Origin of the sequence: Synechocystis sp. PCC 7509, assembly GCF_000332075.2 — a bacterium.
In the GTDB taxonomy this organism is placed as follows: domain Bacteria; phylum Cyanobacteriota; class Cyanobacteriia; order Cyanobacteriales; family Chroococcidiopsidaceae; genus Aliterella.
This window is the reverse complement of record NZ_ALVU02000001.1, coordinates 1,553,114-1,572,363: the sequence shown is the minus strand read 5'-3', so window position 1 is coordinate 1,572,363 and position 19,250 is coordinate 1,553,114. Positions and strand designations below refer to the sequence as shown.

Sequence of the window (19,250 nt, the reverse complement as noted above, 5' to 3'; positions counted from 1 at the left end):
CACCTAATTTTGTATAGGTGTATTACGCCTAAGTTGAAGCGCGATCAAAAGAAACTCTATACTTTTTATCGGATGGAGGAAGATTGCGATGTAGTAATTGGGAAAGAGTTTTAGTATTTTGAATTTCCTCCCAGCCAACGGGAGAAAAAGTTTCGGGATGAAAAACACTTTCAGCGAGTAGGGGATTAGTTAAAACTTGTGAAAAAGCATCAATGCCAATTAATCGCCCAACTAAAGAAGGTAAAGCAGAGTTTTCGCGTAAATCTTCGGCATAAATTCCTACATACAATTCAATATTATCTACATGACCATAGAGCCGTTGTAGTTCTTTTTGAATGTTCTTGTCGCTACTAATTTGATCGAAATCTGTTACGCGTGGATACTTACACAATTGGCGATAATCGTTGTAACTTCTTAACTTTACTTCTCGTCCAAAACGAACACTCGCCAACTCCACAGGAATTAGAAATTCAGGAGTATTAAATAAACTCAGTTGGGCGCATGGTTGGGAACAACTTTCTTCAAACAAAGCTCCTAATCCTTGCTTAATTATCATTTCATTGTTCCACTGCGTCTCATAAGTGGGGATTTTTTGCCCATTATAAATTAAAGTATCTGGTAGCATACTATGCCAACGATAGACTAAAGTAAATTCTACCGTCATCCAATTTTGGCGATACCATTTTTCATTACTAAAAGTCAGAGGATCGGTAATAAATTGAAAGTGATAAGGGGTAATGTGATTGACATAATCCTCTACTACAATTCTCAAAACTTCCACAATCAAAATATTTCTAGCGGTTTGAAAAAGTCTTTCATCATCCCAACTTGGATAAGTTTTTGCTAATAATTCGCACAAGCGATTGTGTTCTCTTAAAGCCAGAACATTTAGCATCACATAACCAATTTGAACATTGGATCTTTCTACTTCAACTCCCATTGCAAACAACTTTTGTTTTTTGTCGAGAGGAAAAGTATCAGCTTTTGGATTACCATCATTATCTAATTGATGTGGTAAACCAATAAACTCTTTTTTTGCTTCTCCTTTTTCGTCATAATAAAAAGGTGGATATTCTTCGCCATTAATAATTTGACTTTTTAATTTACCTCCTTGGTAGGATCTCAGCAAGTGAGTAATTTTTGCATTTAATCCATAGACAGTACAGAGATCGATTTGGTGATTGGAAGTATTTTTACGATGATTATGGCGATCTGTGCGGAGAAAACTATCGGTAAACCATTGAACAAAATAAGGAAAAATTAAGGTAGATTTGGGCGAGTATTTTGTTTCGCCAGATTTGCGATATAACCCCCGCAAATCTTCTATAGCTGGTAGCTTTTTCTCAAAGTCTTTCGTATCAGCCAACTTAAGTTTTAAATGATTTTCATTAGTTAAAGGTTGCCAATCAAGGGGTGGAAGATGAAGCCCGCTATAAGTGCGATCGCTCAATGAATCCCAAGAAGTGTAGGGAGACATGGTACTAAACGGATAAGGGCGAGTAGGAACTTTATAAATGGCGTTGTTGACAAGAAACTTATTAACTTTTTTTTTGAGAGTATCGTTGCTTTGAATTAAGTTCCAAATTGGCTTAAAGTGAGTCAAAGCATAGGTTTCTAGTTTATTTCTAAACCCGTCTTTAGATGTATCCCTCATAATTAATTCTCCCTAAAGGGTGTAATTTGATGGTTTTATTTAATCGAGGTAATCAGTAAAGTATTTATAGGCTTATGAGATTTGAACCAAGGTAGAAAGATGCGTTCTCAAGTCATGCTTGAGCAATCACAAGTTAATGTTTTGCTCCCTAAACTAGGAATCAGATTTTCATCTCTATTTTTCGGAAGGATGGGAGGTTATGTAAAACTTCTTAACAAAGGAACAATTGTTGGGAGCGATCGCCCAACCAAACTGGAATAAGCTAGAAGCAAAGCAATTTTTCTAAGCTACCCACAGGTGTTGTGCAAAGCGCAAAGAGTAGAGAATAAGCAAAAAAGCAAAAAAAGCGCTAACTATATATCCATAGCGAGGATAGCGCGACAATAATATTCCTAGAGAAACCGCCACACTGACAATTGCATAAACATAACGCTCAATAGAAGTTGTTCGCCCGGTACTCAAAATCAAAGCATAGCTACAAATCCCGTAAGTAACTAAGGTATTGCTAAGTAAAGAGCGACAATACCATAGTAAATAAATACCACCAAAAGTAATCGCGCTATTAAGTAACGGATTCCCCGCAACTAACCATAAAACAAACCCCAAAAAGCACAAACTATAACCGCGTAGCTTAAAACTTGACTTCCACAATGAACAACCACTAACGCAAATAACTACAAATATTAGGGGATGCCAAACATCAACAATTGTCCCCCGTTGCCAGTTTCTCGTACCTACAGCAACCTGCATCACCATTTTTAGCCAATCTTGACCCAAAAAATCCTGTGCTGGTTGCCAAGCTTTTTGGACGTGGATAAACGCTAAAGCATCTTGAAAATAAATTTGACAATACAAGCTATAAAAAAATACACCTAAACCCGTAGCTAAACTAGCAATGTAAGCCTTTACTTTTCGACCTTCTCGCCAACAGACAATTAAAAATGTGGGAATTAGGGCGATCGCAGTTGGACGAGTAGCAGTAGCTAGAGAACCCGTCAAAACTACCCACCAGTAACGCTTTTGCTCAAAAGCACGTAAGGCTACAGAACTAAGTAATAAATATAATCCTTCGGAGTAAATAACCGTGCCAAAAATAGAAAGTGGAAACCAGGCTAAAACAACTATTGTCCACCTTGCAACGCTTTTACTATGACTGCTGGCTACCCAATTGTAGATAAAGATTAATGCCGCTAAAAAAGCTAAATTATTGACTATAGTACCCGCCACCACAAAGGGCAAACCTAAAGCCATTACTCCCCTGACCAGAAGCGGATATAAAGGGAAAAAAGCGACAGAATGAGGCGTGTTGTAGCCAAAAATAGCAATGCGTTCGTAAAAGTCGCTATCCCAAGCTGCAAACACATCCCATCCCCCTGTAGCAACAATTCCCCCCGGTGGTGCGGGTAATAATGGGGCGAAGTCTACCATGACTATACAAATAACTAAGCGGCTAAATAACCACAAACAGAGTGGAAATAATAACCAATACTTCCAACTTTTTTGTAGTTTAGCCATGTATGGGTCTACTTTTTAGCGAATAGATAAACATCGTCTTGGTGATATTTCATGTTAAATTCTTGGGCTTTTTGCAATCGCTCGACTAACTTTTTCGCAAATTCAGGATTACTCGCCCATCCAGGATGACGGACGTTGAGGAGAAAATAATCAAATTCATTGAGATTGTCTGGTGGAGCATCAGCACGAGCTAACTTGATTAATTCTCTATGAGATAAGTGTGGGGCAATTTCTGCCGTTGTCAGCACGCTGCCTTTAGTTGTAACGTGTGACGTTGCTGTGTTTGTGGCTTGCCAAGTATCTAGCTGCTGAAAATTATTTGAGCCAAAACTAAAAAGCTTTGATAAAAACAAAAATGTTACTAACGACCAGACAATAATTACTCGTTTATTTTGCACCAATCCTTTACCTACCGCCAAACTAGATATGACCGCCAAAATTAAAAAAGGCAACGCAGGTAAAGAGTATTGATGAACTAAATCTTTTTGCGCTTGATAGTCAGCTAATATATTGAGTGCAACGCACGGTATCGCACCAACTAATGGTTTGAGACTTAAGAGGGAAAGTCCCCAAACTATAGGTACAAACAATAAAACTAAATATTCTAAATTGGCTAAAGATAAAATTTTCCCAAAAACAAGTCCTGGATGAAATAAAATATTTTGACCAATTTCTCGAACAGAGTCACCCAAGTAGCTATAACGTCCGACGGCGGCGGCTTCTCGTCCACTAAAAAAGGGAATAATTACTTGAGTGCTAATTAAAAACCAGCTAATACCAGCAAAAATAGCGATCGCACCACACCAACGTTTTTTTTCAAAGATTAATAGCCAGAAACCCATGGCAGCAACAGTCAAAGATAGGACTGCTTTACACGACAAAACTATTAAAATAGCCAAACAAAACCAGCCAATTTTTCCTAACTGTGCGGCTAAAATTGCTGCCAATAGTAGTGGTACAGCAATGACTTCGGGATGAAAATCAAATAAATTAATATTAAAAACTACCGGGTACAGTAAATAAACCACAGAAATTGCGATCGCCATATCTGCCTTTAACCCCCGATGCAAGGCGATATACCAGGTAAACACCGCCCCCGATGCTAAAACTAAAGCCTGTAAGGCAAACAGCCAATAAACACTAGGATAGATTTTATATAACAAAGCCAAGGGATAAAAAATAAAACCTGCATGATCGCCAATAATATGAAATCCCATGAATGTAGAAATTGGTGTTTTTCCTTGACTAATCAGATAGACTGCTTGGTCAAAAATACCTAAATCAAAAGCTGTTGACTGAAACAATATATGGCGTAAAGCGCTATATATAAATAAAATTAGCGCGCTAGTGCCAGTTATCCCTACCAAAATTTTAAGATGATTATTAGGTGGCGTTACTGGAGGATACGCGATCGCCTGATTAGTTGTATGTTTGGACTCCATAAAATTTCCTTTGCCATCAGCACAAACATATTAACAATACTCTTGTCGTAACATTTATCAAACAAATTCTAGATTGAATAGTTCATTTGTATTGCTGTATAGAGCGAAGATAGGCAGCTAGGCAAAAAGTTGTTTATCAAAAACTAAACTCTCTCTAGTGGCAATTATCCTCATAATTTTTGTTTTAATTGGCTCAAATTTTCCGGGGTGAGAGTTACTTTAACTTCAATATGCTGGGCTGTATCCCGTAAAGTTAAAAGATACTTGCTATCAAATTGCTTGCACTCAATTTCTGGATTAGTAATTTCTACCTTTTCGTAGGAAACCTCTGGTAATCCGACGCGAATAATTAGCTGATTTTGGGATTGGGGAAATATATACAACTGCTGACGGCGAGTATCGAGTACAAGTTGGTAAGGCAACGTGTTGCGTTCAAGATCGGAATCTAATTTGCACCAATAAAGAGTAATCCCGCGAATTTGAGGATTTGCGATCGGGAAAAATTCATCAAAACGCTGTGTTTCCCAATTAATTTGGTCTAATGCGCCATTATCGGGAATCAATCGCTGGGCGAAAGTGATACCTTGATTGGCTAAAGATGACCACCATTGACTAATCAAAGCTAAGTTATCAGTATTATCAGGTTGTTGGCTATTTTGCTGCCAAATAACTTTAGTTTGCATAAATTAAATTTAGTTAGAGGCGATTGAAAACAGCATAATTTGAAATTGGGCGGAAGTTGTGGCGATTTTTTGAGCAATAACCAAACTTGACGGTACTTTAAGCTTTGATAGGTTAAGCTCAAAGACTATAAGGTTTTGACGAGATTTATTCAGTAAATCGATATTTTAGAGAAAATATAATGGGGACTACAGGAGGCTAGTAGATGGCTGCAACCGACTTCAAAGATTATTACAGTATTTTGGGAGTAAACAAAACTGCCAGCAACGAAGACATTAAACAAGCTTTCCGCAAACTAGCTCGTAAATATCACCCAGATGTTAACCCAAAAAACAAAGAAGCGGAAGCCCGGTTTAAAGAAGTAAGCGAAGCTTACGAGATACTGTCAGACAAGGAAAAACGGCAAAAATACGACGAGTTTGGTCAGTATTGGCGACAGGCTGGACAAACCCCTTGGGCTTCTAGAAATACTAAGGCTAACACTGACTTTAATGAAGTTGAATTTGGTAAATATACTAATTTTGATGAATTTATCAATGATTTACTAGGACGCTTCAACGAGCCTAGTAGCGGCGGTTCTAGCAATAGACAAGCTTACAGTTATCGAACTACGCCGGGAAGTGCGGGGTTTGATGATTTCGGCGATTTTGCGGGTTTCAATAATGCTACCGCGAGAACAACGGCTCAAGATACAGAAGCAGCAATTTCTCTAAGTTTTGGCGAGGCGTTTAATGGCGTACAAAAACGCTTGAGTTTAGGCAATGAAACTATTGAAGTTCGCATTCCTGCGGGTGTTAAAGCTGGTAGCCGAGTGCGAGTACGGGGAAAAGGTCAAATCAACCCTACAAACCAACAACGGGGCGACTTATACCTCAAAATAGATATACTTCCCCATTCATTTTTTCAGTTTGACGGCGATAATTTAACTTGTGAAGTCTCGATTACACCCGATGAAGCGGTGCTAGGTGCGTCAATTGATGTCCCAACACCAGATGGTACGGTAAAAGTAAATATTCCGGCGGGAATTCGCTCCGGTCAAACTTTACGGTTGAAGGGTAAGGGATGGCGTTTAGCCAAAGATGGACGCAGCGACGAGTTAGTCAAAATTGCGATCGCATCTCCCAAAGAAATAACTCCCCAAGAGCGCGAGTATTATGAAAAAATCCGCGATCTCCGTACCTTTAATCCGCGCAGTAATTTACAGCAAGTTAAGTTGTAAATTTTGTTAAAAATGGACGGGGAGAAATTTCCTCCGTCCAAGTTTTTAATCAAAAGTTTTGGTCTGTAAATGATTTTACAGTTCATTAGTCCCTTCTATAGCTTCCTGCATCCTTTCCTCGCTCCAGTCCTCCGGTTCAATTATGGCAATTGGCGGGCGTTCGTGCATCCGGTCTACATAGGCATAAAAAGCTGCTTGGTCTTTTCTGTGAGCAAGCACGTAATCTCTCAAGTCTGTATCAGACATACTAGAGAAGTCTGGGCGTTTTTGGGAATCGTCCCCCAAAGTCATAAACCCTAAATTAGTCATCGAATCTCTCTCCTTCCATTAATGCTAATTTCTATTTGGATTGAATCACCTGCTAAAATCACTACTTTATTCGTGCGCTCGTCAATTCTTACTAAATGAATACTTTTTAACGCATCGCTTAAAAATACTGAATCTTGAAATAAAGCTAATAGCTGTGGTGGTGTTGGATTTATCAAGCTATTTCCTTGTGCATTACATTACAACTACTTCCTCACTAAAACTATAATTACTTACTCTCTGCCATTCGTGCCTTTCTCCGGGATATAAAAGAGACGTTGCAATGTAACGTCTTCACATCAAAATTCTTATACTTAATCTCTAAAATTGCTCTAGCAAAGTTTCTATACTAGCGTTGTGAGAAAGAAAGGAAAATAAATGTTTGTAGCGCAACTTACCTTCTATATCTGTAACGAATTGCCCTGGTAAAGGCGCTCCCAAGGCTTGACCTAATTTATAAGAATGAAACACCCGACAAGTAGGATCGCTCAATAAAGGCATTTTCAGCTTTAAGTCTTTAACAACTGTTTGGCTTTGCGCTTCGTCGGTACTAGCAATCAATAAAACTTCTACACCCATACTTGTAAACTTTTCGTAGTTTTCATTTAGAGCTTTTATATGGGGAAAGCAAAGCGGACAATACTGCTTTTCAGTAAAAATGCGCGTAAAAGCAAGCAATACAGGCTGCTTGTGGCGGTATTCGGAAAATTTAATCGTGCGACTATTCGTAATATCTGGCAAACTGAAACCCGGTGCTAGTTCGCCTAGTTTTAAATCGTTCGTGGCGGGAATCGGCAAAAGATTGCGGAAAAAACGCTCGGTTAATAAACCGCTAAAGTCGTTAGAAGTCAGCATAAATAGTTATCTCCTTAAAAATATTAAAGCCCCAATCAGCCGTAGATATTTAATCTCTTAGCAATTGGGGCATTTTTTAGTTTAATTTTCAGTTAACGAAACTTAGACCGAAGCAAAAAATACTTTTGACTTGATGGGATCGGGAACCATTGTTTGATCGCCGGGTTGCCAACCTGCGGGACATACTTCGTCAGGGTGAGATTGTACGTACTGAATCGCTTGCAATGTCCGCAATGTCTCATCTACACTACGTCCAAAGGACAAGTTGTTGATGGTTGCGTGTTGAATTACGCCATCTTTGTCAATGATAAATAAACCACGTAAAGCAACCCCTGCTTCGGGATCAAGGACGTTGTAAAGGGCGCTAATTTCTTTTTTGATATCCGAGACTAAAGGATAATTTAAGTCGCCCACACCGCCGGATTTGCGATCGCTCTGAATCCATGCTAAGTGTGAAAACTCGCTATCTACCGAAACTCCCAATACTTCCGTGTTGATGGCTTTAAATTCGTTATGGCGATCGCTAAAAGCAGTAATCTCTGTAGGGCAAACAAAGGTAAAGTCTAGAGGATAGAAGAACAAAATGACGTATTTGCCACGATAGTCAGATAGCTTGATTGTCTTAAATTCTTGGTCAAATACGGCGGTGGCGGAAAATTCTGGCGCTGTTTGTCCAACTCTCAAGCATCCTTCGGCTGCGTAACTTAGAGGCATTAAATTAGTTCTCCTTAATAACTTATACGTTTTCTCAATCTGTTCGCGGGTAATATTTAGCTAAATTCTACCCGCCCATGAAATAATTGATTATTTACGAACTGTTACAACTATATCATAGTCATAACGATTTTGAGTAGCAAATGGGCGATTTAGATACAAGAGAATGGCTGCTAACAAACGGGCTAGGAAGTTTTGCCAGTGGGACGGTAAGCGATGCGAGGACGCGGACTTATCACGGTTGGCTAGTAGCGGCGCTCAATCCCCCAAGAAGTCGCACTATGTTATTTTCCCACTTAGAAGCCTGCTTAGAAGTAAGTGGGGAAATGCAGAATTTGGGGACAAATTTCTGGGGTAGCGGCATAGTAGAGCCATTGGGCTATAAGTTGTTGCGCTCCTTTAGTATCGATCCAATTCCAACTTGGGTATGGGGTGAAAGTGATTGGCAATTGACTAGACAAATAGTTATGCCCCATGAAGGAGAAAAAGCCGAAAAATTTTCCCATTGCGTCTTGATTCAATATCGCTACGAAGGCAAAGAAGCCGCAATTTTAAGGTTGCGATTGATGATTGGCGATCGCAATTTTCACCACCAGCAACGCGCCGAACCCAATTTACAATTTTCTCAATCAGTAAAACAAAACCAGCTATATTTGCAAGCAATTCGACCAGGACAAATCGGTACTCTTTGGCAGTTGCAATGGACAAGAGGAGAGTATCAAGCTAACCCTTTATGGTATTGGGATTATCAACTGATTGAAGAAACTAGAAGAGGATTAGGAGATCGCGAAGACTTACATAGTCCGGGCTACCTAACCGTAAAATTATTGCCAGGAGAAAGCCTAACTATAGAAGCAAGCTTAGGATCTGGTGACACACCAATACTCAAAGAGCAAGACTTTACTAGCGCCGTCGAATCCCAGCAAAGCAGGTTCAAACAATTATTCTCAGCAACTTCTGTGCTGCCGCAACTATTACAGGTTGGAGATAGTTTTATAGTTTATCGTCAGTCAATTAAAGGACTTAGTGCGATCGCTGGCTATCATTGGTTTAATGATTGGGGACGCGATACGCTGATTGCTTTACCGGGATTAGCACTAACTACTAAACGGTTTGATCTAGCAAAAGGACTATTGCAAACTTTTGGGCGTTATTGCCGTGATGGTTTGATTCCTAACGCTTTTCCCGATACCAATAGCGAACCATTTTATAACAGTCTTGATGCAACACTGTGGTGGATTGAAGCCTTGGGGTTATATTTAGAAGCGACTAAAGATTGGGATTTTTTAATTGAGCAATACCCCACCGTCCGGCAAATTTATAAAGCATTTAGCGCTGGTACGAAATACAACATTCAAGTAGATGCGGCGGATGGTTTGCTCGGTTGGGATGCGCCCCATGTAGCTTTAACATGGATGGATGCTGTAATTGGCACTCAGCCAGTGACTGCGAGGTGCGGTAAGCCTGTAGAAATTAATGCCCTATGGTATTCGGCGTTATGTTGGTCTAGCAGTTGGGCAGAGCGCTTATTTGCAATTACTGGAAGCGATCGCTATCTCAAACAATCTCAGTATTACACCGCCCAATCTCAACAAGTAAAAGACTCTTTGCAAAAGTTCTGGAATCCGCTTACAGGTTACTTGTACGATTTAATTGAGCCAGACGATCTCCTCAATGCCCAAATCCGTCCTAATGCTGTTTTAGCTCTATCTCTGCATTACTGTGCATTTAGTGCAGCGCAAGGACAACGCATTGTAGAAGTAGCAAAAAATCGCTTACTTACGCCCTATGGCTTACGCAGTCTCGATCCCACCGATCCCGAATATATAGGCAACTATGCGGGCAATTCTTACCACCGCGATCTTTCTTATCATCAAGGTACAGTTTGGATGTGGCTAATGGGTGCTTTTATCCGTGCTTGGCAGCGTTTTTACCCTGATGAAACTCTCCCGATTAGCAAGCAACCTTTACTAGAGCATTTGTACAATTCTGGTTGTATTGGTTCAATATCAGAGATTTTTGATGGCGATCCGCCTCACGCGCCTCAAGGTGCGGTTTCTCAAGCTTGGTCTGTTGCCGAATTAATTCGCCACTGGCACGATATCAAGTCTTGAGTGACAGCGATCGCAAGTTATTTCCAAAAAGGAGTTTAATTAAAATGTCCAGTTTGAAAGCAGGTTTAGCCGCTTTTGAAGCTAAAAATTATCATGATGCCTTCAAATTATTAAAACCGATTGCCGAGCGGGGAGATGCTGAAGCGCAATCTATAGTTGCAAATATGTATCACTTAGGTCTTGGATTAGAAAAGGATGTTTTGGAGGCAGTTAAGTGGTACAAGAAATCCGCCGCTCAGGGCTATGGCATAGCATCGAATAACTTAGCAGGAATTTTTGCGATTGGAGATCGCGGTATAGCTATCGATCAAGCAAAAGCCGAGAAATGGTATCAAGAAGCTAGAGAGCAAGGATTTTGACATACTCGCAGTATGTCGAGTTCTTGAGCTTCGTAATACTTTTATTCAATTATTTTTAATTATTTATGGCTCAGGGTGGATTTGAACCGCCGACCTCAGGCTTATGAGTCCCGCGCTCTAACCAACTGAGCTACTGAGCCATTTGTTTTTAACCTTTGCTACTATAGCATAGAAATTGCCGTAGTTGCAACTAAATATTTTCTTCTTTGCTATATTTTGATGGCGGGCGATCGCTACTCCAAGCCCACCAAACATAACCGCAGCGACATTGATAAAATTCTTGCCATTTACGGCGGTAGTTGTCAGTCATTACTGGAGAACGTCGGTTTAGCCAAACTTGGTCAGCTTCTTGGCTACTTGAAAGGCAACTAGGACAGCAAAATTGATGAGCGTGAGTGGCGGTAGCTATCCATTCTGGAGGATTTGGCGCAAAAGCATCCATGCGTTGAAATTTATCGTTTGATTTTCAGCTTAGTAAATATTGTAATTTAGTTTAATCAAAAGCCGAGCCTTTTGATTGTTATCAGCGTTACAAGCGGTAAAGCGTACAACCATTTATGGGAATTTAGGGGGAGGACAAGAAGTTACTTAAATCAAACAAGCTTCCTAATTAACGGATTTAGGAAGCTTGCTCAAAACTATAATAATTCTGTAAATGGCTTACCGCAGCCGCACGGTAGTTGTAGCCAATGTAAGACTAGGCTTGTCTTGAATAGTACTCAACAACCAGTAATTCATTAACTTGCAGCGCTACCCATTCGCGCTCTACTAAGCTATTGACTTTGCCTACCATCTTGTTTTTGTCAAATTCTAGATGACTGGGCAAATTTGCTAAACCTGGATATTGCAAGTTTGCTTCTACCAGCTTACGCGACGCGTCTCTATCTTTGACTCCAACGGTTTCTCCAGGACGGCATTGGTAACTTGCAATATCAACTACGCGACCGTTTACCGTCACGTGACCGTGATTGACCAATTGACGAGCGGCGGGGATAGTCGGAGCCATCCCTAAGCGAAATACGGTATTGTCTAAACGCATTTCTAATAGTTGTAGCAATACTTGCCCGGTAGATCCGGTAACTCGTCTTGCTCTACGGACATAGCGCAGCATTTGCTTTTCGGTCAATCCGTAGTTCATCCTTAGCTTTTGCTTTTCTTCTAAACGAACAGCGTACTCCGATCTCTTTTTACGATTTTGTCCGTGCTGACCTGGTGGGTAAGCTCGTCTAGCGCTTTTGCGCGTCAATCCTGGTAAGTCGCCTAGGCGACGGATGATTCTTAGCCGTGGTCCTCTGTATCGGGACATGAATTTTCCTGTATCTACTAATTATGCTTAAAGTTTGCCAAATATGTAATTGTAGCAGTCAATAGCGGATTATACAACAAACGTTATTTCTTTTTTAGACATTTTGTTTGCCAGTTGGTAAGACCGGCGATCGCCAAAATTTGATTGCTTTAATTAATTGCAAAATATTTACTGTATATATAAAAACTAATTAAAGCAGTGATAATACTTAAACAATCTCTAAAAAGCTAGAGCTTGTTTGCTTTTAGTTAGTAATATTAAAAAACTTTGTTTTTAATACTACTAATAGGCGTTCAAACTATTACTTTAGCAAAAAAATATCCCCGCAATATTAGCACAATAAAATGTGTATATATGAGGAAAGTTATGTATACTAATTCCATACATAATGAATAGACAGTTCCATACATATTGAACAGACAGAAAATTTCTACTTTCTCCAACTAGGGATGCTATACGAAAATTTTCTGCCAAATGCGATACTTTTTGCAAAAATAGATTTGTGAGGGAATTATGACTACTCCATTAATGAAACAGATGTGGAATCAGCGGGCAAAAAAGGATGCTTTCTACTATGTTGAATCTGCATTCTGGGATGGTGATGTTGAAAAGTTTTTTCTTCTAGGTGAAGAACGAACTCAACTTATTCTAGATCCAATGTTGAAGGATATGAATGTTGATATTCAAAAGTCCCATATTCTTGAAATTGGTTGTGGCTTAGGACGTTTTAGTCGCCAACTCTCTCAACGTTTTCAACAGGTAACAGCCGTTGATGTTTCTGACGAAATGATTAACCAAGCTAGAGAGCTACATCCATCTAATCTTTATCCTAATTTGCATTTACAGTCTACAAACGGTACATCGCTGGATTTTATACTTTCTAGCAGCATTGATTTTGTTTTCTCTTACGAAGTATTTCAACATATGCCTTCGCCAGAAATCATTTTAAATAACCTAAAAGAGATTCATAGAGTGCTACGCCCTCAAGGCATTGCTTATATACATTTAATGAACGACCAGGGCAAACTCAAAAAGGCTATTAAAAAATTTATTAAGCATCTTACCCCACAAAAGTTTTTGCAAACTTTTGGTTTTGCTCCCTTCACTTTTGACCCGACATGGACAGGTACATCGTTAAGTACCAAACAAATTCAAGAATTTTGTAAATTAACAAACTTAAAACTTATAAACTTAATGGACGATCCAACTCATGGTTCTGGGGATCGCGTGTTTCTACTAGCTAGTTCTGTAGATTGAACCTCACACCACTAAAAAAAAGTGGCGTGATTCCTGTTTCAACGATCTCTGCCTGAATTACTCCAGGACTTACAAGTTCTCCACAAGCGTTTTTTATAACCTCCGGCGTACCGACGGCGGTTAATAATCTCAAACCCTCACTTAATATATTGAGGGCTGCGTTTTTATCCCTCAAGTTATAACTATTACAGCTAGGGCAAGTCCATTCACGCAACTTTAAATCTTTGACAAGTGGGTTAATCACTTTGCAAGAATTGCAAGTTTGAGATGAGGGGAAGAATGTACCAACTTTCTGCACAATTCTGTCATGCCAATCCGCTTTGTATTCCAGCATGGAGACAAACTTTGACCAACTAGCGTCACTAATAACGTCAGTTCGGGATAAGGAAAAAGCAAAAAAGGGGCAAAACAGGTAGTCTGAAAGTGCTAACTAACTAACTAACTAATCAATCCACCTGGCTGCCTTATGCTCAGTTTAGAGGAACTATTCTGCTCCGTCGATGATTTTTGCCAAATCTTTGAACCACGGTGGGAAAATCAATTGCTTGGTCACAATTTACAACGGCGCAAACGTAGGCGCACTTTATGTTTGAGCGAAATCATGACGATTCTGATTGGCTTTCACCAGTCTTGTTACCGGAATTTTAAAACCTATTACTTGGAAAAGGTACAAAAACATTGGCGGGCTTATTTTCCATTCTTTGTGAGTTACAACCGTTTTTTAGAGTGGATGCCTAGCACTTTAATACCCTTGTGCGCCTATCTACGTTCTCGTTTTGGCGCTTGCAGTGGTATCAGTTTCATGGACTCCACTAGCCTGAGAGTCTGTCATAACAAGCGCATCAGTCAGCATAAAGTATTTGAGAATCTAGCGGCTCGTGGCAAGACCTCCGTAGATTGGTTCTTTGGTTTTAAACTACATCTAGTCGTCAATGATTTTGGTGAATTGCTTAACTTTCAGGTGACTCCAGGCAATGTTGATGATCGTCGACCTGTCCCTAAGCTACTACAACATCTTTTTGGTAAAGTGTTTGCTGATAAGGGCTACATCTCTGTGAAACTTACAAAAGATTTGTTGGAGAAGGTTGGAGTACAACTTATTACTAAGCTCAAGCGCAACATGAAGCAGCGTTTGATGCCCCTCAGTAATCGACTACTATTACGTAAAGTCTTCCGGGGCAAGATTCCCCCGGAGAGCTTTACGTAAACGTGCTGTGATCGAAACTATTATTGATCAATTGAAGAATATTTCCCAGATAGAGCATTCAAGGCATCGTTCGCCAGTCAACTGCTTTGTCAACATCCTCTGTGAATTGATTGCTTATTGACATCAACCAAAGAAGCCAAGTATTGCTACCATCCACAATTTGCTACCATCCACAATTTGCTACCATCCACAATTTGCTACCATCCACAATTTGCTGCCCTCTGCTTGACCCGAACTGACGTTAAATAGTGTAAAGATGGTGTAAATTTTAGCAAAAATAGCTGTAACTCAATATTTACCAGCCTTTATACTTGGACTGAAAATCCTCATGTCAGCAGTTCAAATCTGCGTCCTGGCATATTTTACTTAACTGGTTTTAAAAAATGCTGCCTTATTACATCAAGGCGAGAACAATTCCAATAATCAACATGAGAAGCAATCAGTCCATCGGCGTTGATTTTTAGTTCGCTTTGACCGGGAATAGCAATGCGAGGCTTCCAAGGAAGGGGAGTATTCCAACTTAAAACCCACTCCATTTTAATTGTGTCGCCCACTTGATTAATTGCCAGCAAATCCATTTTTGGTTCAATAAAAAAAGTATTGATAAAACCAATCATTGCTTTGTACTTGTTGATGCCGCGAAATTTATTCAATGGATCTTGAAAAAACACATCTTGGGCATAAAGGTTGTAATTTTGATCGACTGGAAACCTACGATAATCATCAACCAGTATTTCTACAATATCCATAATTTCCTATCTTTCTGCCCACATCCGCTCTAATTGCCGTCGCCAAGATTGTAAAATTTGTTCGCGTGATTGGGAGTTTTGTTCGAGGTCGCCTAATACTCCTTCTTCATAAAAACGATCTAAAGTTTGTAGGGTGTTTTCTAACGATTGTCCTTGCTGCTTGGCAGTTTGGACAATTTGACCGATACGACTTTCTACTAATTGATTAAATACTCCGGTTATTCCTGTTTGATGCAACGCTACCAAACGGGCGATCGCATTGGTTAGATCGCTTTGAATCAAACTCTCGCGGCTATGCTGGTATATTCCCCATACTACGCCTTGATGCAGCGCATAGCGCACTTCTTGAGTATCATCAAAATTCGACTCTAGAAACTGCTCCATAAATGGCTTGGCTACTTGGGCGGAGATAATTGGCACTAAAATTCTTAGCCAAGAGTGGTCTTCCGATAGCAATACTAATAATCGCAAATTTTGTTGTTCTATTTGCCATGAACCAGGAGCAATTGTTGTTATTGTTGTTGGTTCAAATAATTTTGCTAATGCGATCGCAATTTCTTGTGGTGTCATAGGTTTATTGTTGTTTAGCTAGTTAGCAAACCAATTCCTTAAATACTACTTAGTATTATTTTACACACGGTTTAGGTCAAGGAAATGATTAATATTATTTGATTTTAATTAATACCCAAGCAAGCTACTTGTATCGTTAGGTGGGTTTTTAATTAAAAAACTAGCAATTGTTTTTACTTGACTACTACGCAAGTAGTAGCATAATAGCTACAAAAAATCCCTAACGGTATGTTAGAGATTTTTTGTTATCAAGGTGTAACTTTTAGATTAGCCATTCCGGTACGGCTTCTTCTTTGGTATTAGTATTGCGCGATGGAGTTTCGCGATTGAACTTCATATGAATCGAGCGTGTTTGCTCTCCATCTACAGCTACCGCCATAATTGGGTAGTCAACTAAACCATCTTGGAAAGACATTTGATAGCGGAAAGTCCCATCGGGATTGAGCTTAATCGGACGACCGCCAATAGTGACTGTAGCATCTGGCTCGGTTGCACCGTAAACAATCAATTCCGCATCCGCAACCAACCAAAACTGACGAGGACGAATCGGAGCCATGGAAGCGCCAAAACCGATTCCAGACATTCCCACACCAGACATGGTTAAACCTGAAGCAGTGGGAACTGCCCACATACCTACCCCAGAAGGGAATACATAGGAACTAATCGCTTGTTCGTGCATAGGCGCTTGCTGCATCGAGCCAAAGATCGATCCGGCAACTCTTTGAGTTTCCGCGCCTTGAGCCATCCCAAAAATATCATCATAAATTGGGTTGCCATAAGTCCCAGTAGGAGTCGTTTGTTCGCTAGAGGTAGCTGCCATGCGTTTAGCAGGTGTTATTAGTTCAAATATTGTCTTAGCGCGTAAATCTTGCTCAAAATCAACAGTAATGAATTGATCTTCAATCCAATCGCTAGGATAGACAGGCGGGACATGGACAGGAATAGAACGAGCTAGAACCAGCCAGCGACCATCAGCGCAACGATAACCAATATCTACTACATAATCGCGATCGCTAACCGGAATTGGTAAGTACCATTCTCTTGCTAGTTCGTCGCTGGGGTATTCTTGGATGCTGTGGGGGCTTTGGTATTCTAAGTTGATGTCGGTAACATCGTAAATCCGCAAGGCTAATTGCTGTCCACCTTGGCGGCGCATTTCTTCTTTGCGCTCGTTGGGGATATCCCAATAAGTGTAAGCCCACTGAGGATCGCGAGGCATGAGGACAATCCGGCTTTCACCGTAACCCGCAGGTAAGTCCGCAAGTCCTTCGTCTACATCTGAAATATCACCACCGATACGATCTTCAGTACCTAATTCAAATTTTGCTGCTTCCACAGTTTCTTGTGCCTCCAGGGTTTGAGATGGGACTACGGATTTTGGGTGCTGGACTTGTTGAATTGCTGTCAGCAGTTGCGATTTACGCATTCGACTATAACGAGAGATGCTGCATTCACTAGCTACTTTACGTAGTTGACGTAATGTCATCTCCTCTAAAGGGGGGCGTTCTTTTGCCATGTCGTGTTCTCCGATAGTTCGATCTTTTGAATCCTTTTCTCTACGGACAAAAACTCTTTTGAGCGCGTAGTCTTGCATTGAAAACTAGGAGTTATACAATTTCTACGCTTACTTATTAAAGGGTTACAGCTTTGCTATTTGCTGTTTAAACATATTCGATTTTTATTGAACTGAGTTCGCAGCAATTTGATAAAGATGTGCTTTTCGAGCTTGGGGATCGCTCTATGATTAAATTTGTAGCAGCAAACACTAGCTGGGATCAAGGTTTTTGGCAGCCTTTTTAGGCATATATACGCATTAATCAGCCTTTTGGGGATCGTTATGTCATGCTTTCATGACATAATTTGAGTAAAAGCTAATTTGTCATGGTTTGATAATAAAGCCAGAAAAAAGTAGAAAGGTCAAAGAAATAATCATTCTTTTGACCTTTTGTAATATTGATATTGCTAAATGCTCGTGTGTACTACTGCTCAACTTGCTTGACGGAAAACCGATGCAATGGCAAACACAACACGCAAGCAAAGGTAAGAAAGTAAGAGAGCGCCGCCGTAATATTTATACTCATAAGGACAATTTCATTTTCTGGTAAACCGAGCTTTTGTAGACCAAAACAAACACAGTAAACCATCCAGTAGGAAAAAGTCATTCTAAACAAGATTTGTTCGCTTTCTTGTAGGTCGTTTACTTTGTCAGACTTGGTGTCTATCAGGAGCGAAAGACCAGTAATACAAGCACAGAAAGAAAAAATCATTAGCAGATTGTGCCAACCCAAATTTAGGATGTGCATATAGCTTTGTATCCCAAGATTTTTTATTTCAATTAGTCTAAAGGAATAGTGTAGAGGGATACAAAAATAGTTACAAACTGCAATATTTTTTACAAAATCATCACTTCTGTTGCTGTGATATGTTAAATCTTAAAAACTATGACTCAAGAGCAAACTTTTAGCGATCGCAAACAGCAAGTGGCGGCGGGTTTTAATTTAGCCTCAGTAGGCTACGATCGCCAAGCGGTGAGATTTTTGGCTTTGACAGCCAGACGTTTAGTAGAAATAGCTGCCATTGAGACTAATGAAAATATCTTAGATGTAGCGACCGGAACGGGACATAGTGCGATCGCAATTTCAACACTTGTCGGTGCAAGGGGTCGAGTAATTGGTATCGATATAGCACCTGATATGCTGACAGTAGCACGGCAAAATATTACCAAAGCTAGTCTAAATAATATCCAGTTGCAACCAGGAGATGCGGAACATCTCAGCTTTGAGAAGTGCAGTTTTGGTCGAGTAGTTTGCGCTTCGGGGATCTTTTTTTTACCTGATATGCTGGCGGGGTTAAAGGAATGGCTGCGGGTAACTAAACCCGGTGGAGTAGTAGCATTTTCTAGTTTTGGCGAAACTGCTTTTAATCCAATGCGTGAAATGTATGCAAATAGGATTCAAAATAATTATGGTGTTGTGTTACCAGCATCTAGAGGATTTCAGAGGTTGAATACTATTCAAAAATGCCAGGATTTAATGCAGCAAGCGGGTTTTTGTAGAGACAATATTAAAATTCATCCAGAGCAATTAGGCTACCATCTCCAAAATGCAAACGAATGGTGGGATATTGTGTGGCATACTGGCTTTCGTCATTCAGTTTCGCAGATTTTACCAGAAAAATTAGCACAGTTTAAAACCGAGCATTTGGCAGAAGTTGAGAAATTGGCGACAGATAAAGGAATTTGGCTAGATGTGCCAGTTATTTTTGCTTTAGGTAAGAAATCCGCCTAATCAATCAATCTGCCT

General features: G+C 40.0%; 20 protein-coding genes, 1 tRNA gene and 1 pseudogene. 6 read left to right on the top strand and 16 right to left on the bottom strand.

What is annotated here, in order from left to right; all coding sequences use genetic code 11:
• Positions 1-28: 28 nt before the first annotated feature.
• From SYN7509_RS0208085 to SYN7509_RS0208070, 4 genes are all read right to left on the bottom strand, one after another.
• Positions 29-1,654 (bottom strand): peroxidase family protein, encoded by a 1,626-nt coding sequence (locus SYN7509_RS0208085; RefSeq protein ID WP_009632876.1) that lies wholly within the window; start codon positions 1,652-1,654, stop codon positions 29-31.
• A 282-nt stretch (positions 1,655-1,936) separates the two neighbouring features.
• Positions 1,937-3,169 carry a mannosyltransferase family protein gene (locus tag SYN7509_RS0208080; RefSeq protein WP_009632875.1) on the bottom strand — a complete coding sequence of 411 codons (1,233 nt, stop codon included), beginning with the start codon at positions 3,167-3,169 and terminating at the stop codon, positions 1,937-1,939.
• Between the two features lie 8 nt (positions 3,170-3,177).
• Positions 3,178-4,611 (bottom strand): DUF2079 domain-containing protein, encoded by a 1,434-nt coding sequence (locus tag SYN7509_RS0208075; RefSeq protein WP_009632874.1) that lies wholly within the window; start codon positions 4,609-4,611, stop codon positions 3,178-3,180.
• Between the two features lie 170 nt (positions 4,612-4,781).
• Positions 4,782-5,294, bottom strand: a complete 513-nt coding sequence (locus tag SYN7509_RS0208070; protein ID WP_009632873.1) for a hypothetical protein — start codon at positions 5,292-5,294, stop codon at positions 4,782-4,784.
• Positions 5,295-5,497: 203 nt separating this feature from the next.
• Here SYN7509_RS0208070 and SYN7509_RS0208065 point away from each other — a divergent pair, with 203 nt between their 5' ends.
• Positions 5,498-6,511, top strand: a complete 1,014-nt coding sequence (locus SYN7509_RS0208065; protein WP_009632872.1) for a DnaJ C-terminal domain-containing protein — start codon at positions 5,498-5,500, stop codon at positions 6,509-6,511.
• 75 nt (positions 6,512-6,586) lie between these two features.
• Here SYN7509_RS0208065 and SYN7509_RS25435 read toward each other — a convergent pair whose 3' ends face one another.
• The 4 genes from SYN7509_RS25435 to SYN7509_RS0208045 all read right to left on the bottom strand — a co-directional run bounded on the left by SYN7509_RS25435 (position 6,587) and on the right by SYN7509_RS0208045 (position 8,386).
• Positions 6,587-6,820: a DUF6887 family protein gene (locus SYN7509_RS25435; protein ID WP_009632871.1), complete on the bottom strand. Its 234-nt coding sequence runs from the start codon at positions 6,818-6,820 to the stop codon at positions 6,587-6,589.
• The gene (locus SYN7509_RS25430) at positions 6,817-6,996 is read right to left on the bottom strand and encodes a DUF6888 family protein (RefSeq protein ID WP_038020858.1); all 180 of its coding nucleotides are present in this window, start codon (positions 6,994-6,996) and stop codon (positions 6,817-6,819) included. The genes SYN7509_RS25435 and SYN7509_RS25430 overlap by 4 nt, the downstream gene beginning before the upstream one ends.
• A gap of 142 nt (positions 6,997-7,138) precedes the next feature.
• Positions 7,139-7,672, bottom strand: a complete 534-nt coding sequence (locus tag SYN7509_RS0208050; RefSeq protein WP_009632870.1) for a peroxiredoxin family protein — start codon at positions 7,670-7,672, stop codon at positions 7,139-7,141.
• A 102-nt stretch (positions 7,673-7,774) separates the two neighbouring features.
• Positions 7,775-8,386 (bottom strand): peroxiredoxin, encoded by a 612-nt coding sequence (locus tag SYN7509_RS0208045; protein WP_009632869.1) that lies wholly within the window; start codon positions 8,384-8,386, stop codon positions 7,775-7,777.
• Between the two features lie 143 nt (positions 8,387-8,529).
• On the opposite strand from SYN7509_RS0208045, the gene SYN7509_RS0208040 reads away from it, so the two are divergent.
• Complete coding sequence (locus SYN7509_RS0208040; RefSeq protein ID WP_009632868.1) at positions 8,530-10,500, top strand: amylo-alpha-1,6-glucosidase; 1,971 nt, start codon at positions 8,530-8,532, stop codon at positions 10,498-10,500.
• 44 nt (positions 10,501-10,544) lie between these two features.
• Positions 10,545-10,859: a tetratricopeptide repeat protein gene (locus SYN7509_RS0208035; protein ID WP_009632867.1), complete on the top strand. Its 315-nt coding sequence runs from the start codon at positions 10,545-10,547 to the stop codon at positions 10,857-10,859.
• A 66-nt stretch (positions 10,860-10,925) separates the two neighbouring features.
• Here the strand turns inward: SYN7509_RS0208035 and SYN7509_RS0208030 are convergent.
• From SYN7509_RS0208030 to rpsD, 3 genes are all read right to left on the bottom strand, one after another.
• Positions 10,926-10,999, bottom strand: a tRNA-Met gene (locus tag SYN7509_RS0208030).
• 50 nt (positions 11,000-11,049) lie between these two features.
• Entirely contained in the window at positions 11,050-11,301 is a 252-nt protein-coding gene (locus tag SYN7509_RS0208025; RefSeq protein WP_009632866.1) for a hypothetical protein, read from the bottom strand.
• A gap of 255 nt (positions 11,302-11,556) precedes the next feature.
• Positions 11,557-12,165: a 30S ribosomal protein S4 gene (gene rpsD / locus SYN7509_RS0208020; protein ID WP_009632865.1), complete on the bottom strand. Its 609-nt coding sequence runs from the start codon at positions 12,163-12,165 to the stop codon at positions 11,557-11,559.
• 513 nt (positions 12,166-12,678) lie between these two features.
• On the opposite strand from rpsD, the gene SYN7509_RS0208015 reads away from it, so the two are divergent.
• Positions 12,679-13,422, top strand: a complete 744-nt coding sequence (locus SYN7509_RS0208015; RefSeq protein ID WP_009632864.1) for a class I SAM-dependent methyltransferase — start codon at positions 12,679-12,681, stop codon at positions 13,420-13,422.
• On the opposite strand, the gene SYN7509_RS25425 is transcribed toward SYN7509_RS0208015, so the two are convergent.
• Positions 13,406-13,789: a transposase gene (locus SYN7509_RS25425; protein WP_227501543.1), complete on the bottom strand. Its 384-nt coding sequence runs from the start codon at positions 13,787-13,789 to the stop codon at positions 13,406-13,408. The two genes, SYN7509_RS0208015 and SYN7509_RS25425, sit on opposite strands and share 17 nt — an antisense overlap.
• 99 nt (positions 13,790-13,888) lie before the next feature.
• Here SYN7509_RS25425 and SYN7509_RS25420 point away from each other — a divergent pair.
• Positions 13,889-14,750, top strand: a pseudogene (locus tag SYN7509_RS25420) (IS982 family transposase).
• 241 nt (positions 14,751-14,991) lie between these two features.
• On the opposite strand, the gene SYN7509_RS0208000 reads toward SYN7509_RS25420, so the two are convergent.
• From SYN7509_RS0208000 to SYN7509_RS0207985, 4 genes are all read right to left on the bottom strand, one after another.
• The gene (locus SYN7509_RS0208000) at positions 14,992-15,378 is read right to left on the bottom strand and encodes a DUF2358 domain-containing protein (RefSeq protein WP_009630004.1); all 387 of its coding nucleotides are present in this window, start codon (positions 15,376-15,378) and stop codon (positions 14,992-14,994) included.
• 6 nt (positions 15,379-15,384) lie between these two features.
• Positions 15,385-15,948 (bottom strand): hypothetical protein, encoded by a 564-nt coding sequence (locus SYN7509_RS0207995; RefSeq protein WP_009630005.1) that lies wholly within the window; start codon positions 15,946-15,948, stop codon positions 15,385-15,387.
• A gap of 262 nt (positions 15,949-16,210) precedes the next feature.
• On the bottom strand, positions 16,211-17,464 hold the full coding sequence (locus SYN7509_RS0207990; RefSeq protein WP_028954177.1) for a DUF4912 domain-containing protein: 1,254 nt from the start codon (positions 17,462-17,464) through the stop codon (positions 16,211-16,213).
• Positions 17,465-17,927: 463 nt separating this feature from the next.
• Entirely contained in the window at positions 17,928-18,251 is a 324-nt protein-coding gene (locus SYN7509_RS0207985) for a hypothetical protein (RefSeq protein ID WP_009630007.1), read from the bottom strand.
• A 138-nt stretch (positions 18,252-18,389) separates the two neighbouring features.
• On the opposite strand from SYN7509_RS0207985, the gene SYN7509_RS0207980 reads away from it, so the two are divergent.
• Entirely contained in the window at positions 18,390-19,235 is an 846-nt protein-coding gene (locus tag SYN7509_RS0207980; RefSeq protein ID WP_009630008.1) for a class I SAM-dependent methyltransferase, read from the top strand.
• Positions 19,236-19,250 lie beyond the last annotated feature (15 nt).

Coding starts and splice junctions, on each gene's coding strand:
- SYN7509_RS0207980 (WP_009630008.1), top strand. CDS start 18,390: ATGACTCAAGAGCAAACTTTTAGCGATCGCAAACAGCAAGTGGCGGCG.
- SYN7509_RS0208045 (WP_009632869.1), bottom strand. CDS start 8,386: ATGCCTCTAAGTTACGCAGCCGAAGGATGCTTGAGAGTTGGACAAACA.
- SYN7509_RS0208085 (WP_009632876.1), bottom strand. CDS start 1,654: ATGAGGGATACATCTAAAGACGGGTTTAGAAATAAACTAGAAACCTAT.
- SYN7509_RS25435 (WP_009632871.1), bottom strand. CDS start 6,820: ATGACTAATTTAGGGTTTATGACTTTGGGGGACGATTCCCAAAAACGC.
- SYN7509_RS0208075 (WP_009632874.1), bottom strand. CDS start 4,611: ATGGAGTCCAAACATACAACTAATCAGGCGATCGCGTATCCTCCAGTA.
- SYN7509_RS0208070 (WP_009632873.1), bottom strand. CDS start 5,294: ATGCAAACTAAAGTTATTTGGCAGCAAAATAGCCAACAACCTGATAAT.
- SYN7509_RS0208065 (WP_009632872.1), top strand. CDS start 5,498: ATGGCTGCAACCGACTTCAAAGATTATTACAGTATTTTGGGAGTAAAC.
- SYN7509_RS0208000 (WP_009630004.1), bottom strand. CDS start 15,378: ATGGATATTGTAGAAATACTGGTTGATGATTATCGTAGGTTTCCAGTC.
- SYN7509_RS0208040 (WP_009632868.1), top strand. CDS start 8,530: ATGGGCGATTTAGATACAAGAGAATGGCTGCTAACAAACGGGCTAGGA.
- SYN7509_RS0207985 (WP_009630007.1), bottom strand. CDS start 18,251: ATGCACATCCTAAATTTGGGTTGGCACAATCTGCTAATGATTTTTTCT.
- SYN7509_RS0208050 (WP_009632870.1), bottom strand. CDS start 7,672: ATGCTGACTTCTAACGACTTTAGCGGTTTATTAACCGAGCGTTTTTTC.
- SYN7509_RS0208080 (WP_009632875.1), bottom strand. CDS start 3,169: ATGGCTAAACTACAAAAAAGTTGGAAGTATTGGTTATTATTTCCACTC.
- SYN7509_RS0207995 (WP_009630005.1), bottom strand. CDS start 15,948: ATGACACCACAAGAAATTGCGATCGCATTAGCAAAATTATTTGAACCA.
- SYN7509_RS0208015 (WP_009632864.1), top strand. CDS start 12,679: ATGACTACTCCATTAATGAAACAGATGTGGAATCAGCGGGCAAAAAAG.
- rpsD (WP_009632865.1), bottom strand. CDS start 12,165: ATGTCCCGATACAGAGGACCACGGCTAAGAATCATCCGTCGCCTAGGC.
- SYN7509_RS0208025 (WP_009632866.1), bottom strand. CDS start 11,301: ATGGATGCTTTTGCGCCAAATCCTCCAGAATGGATAGCTACCGCCACT.
- SYN7509_RS0208035 (WP_009632867.1), top strand. CDS start 10,545: ATGTCCAGTTTGAAAGCAGGTTTAGCCGCTTTTGAAGCTAAAAATTAT.
- SYN7509_RS0207990 (WP_028954177.1), bottom strand. CDS start 17,464: ATGGCAAAAGAACGCCCCCCTTTAGAGGAGATGACATTACGTCAACTA.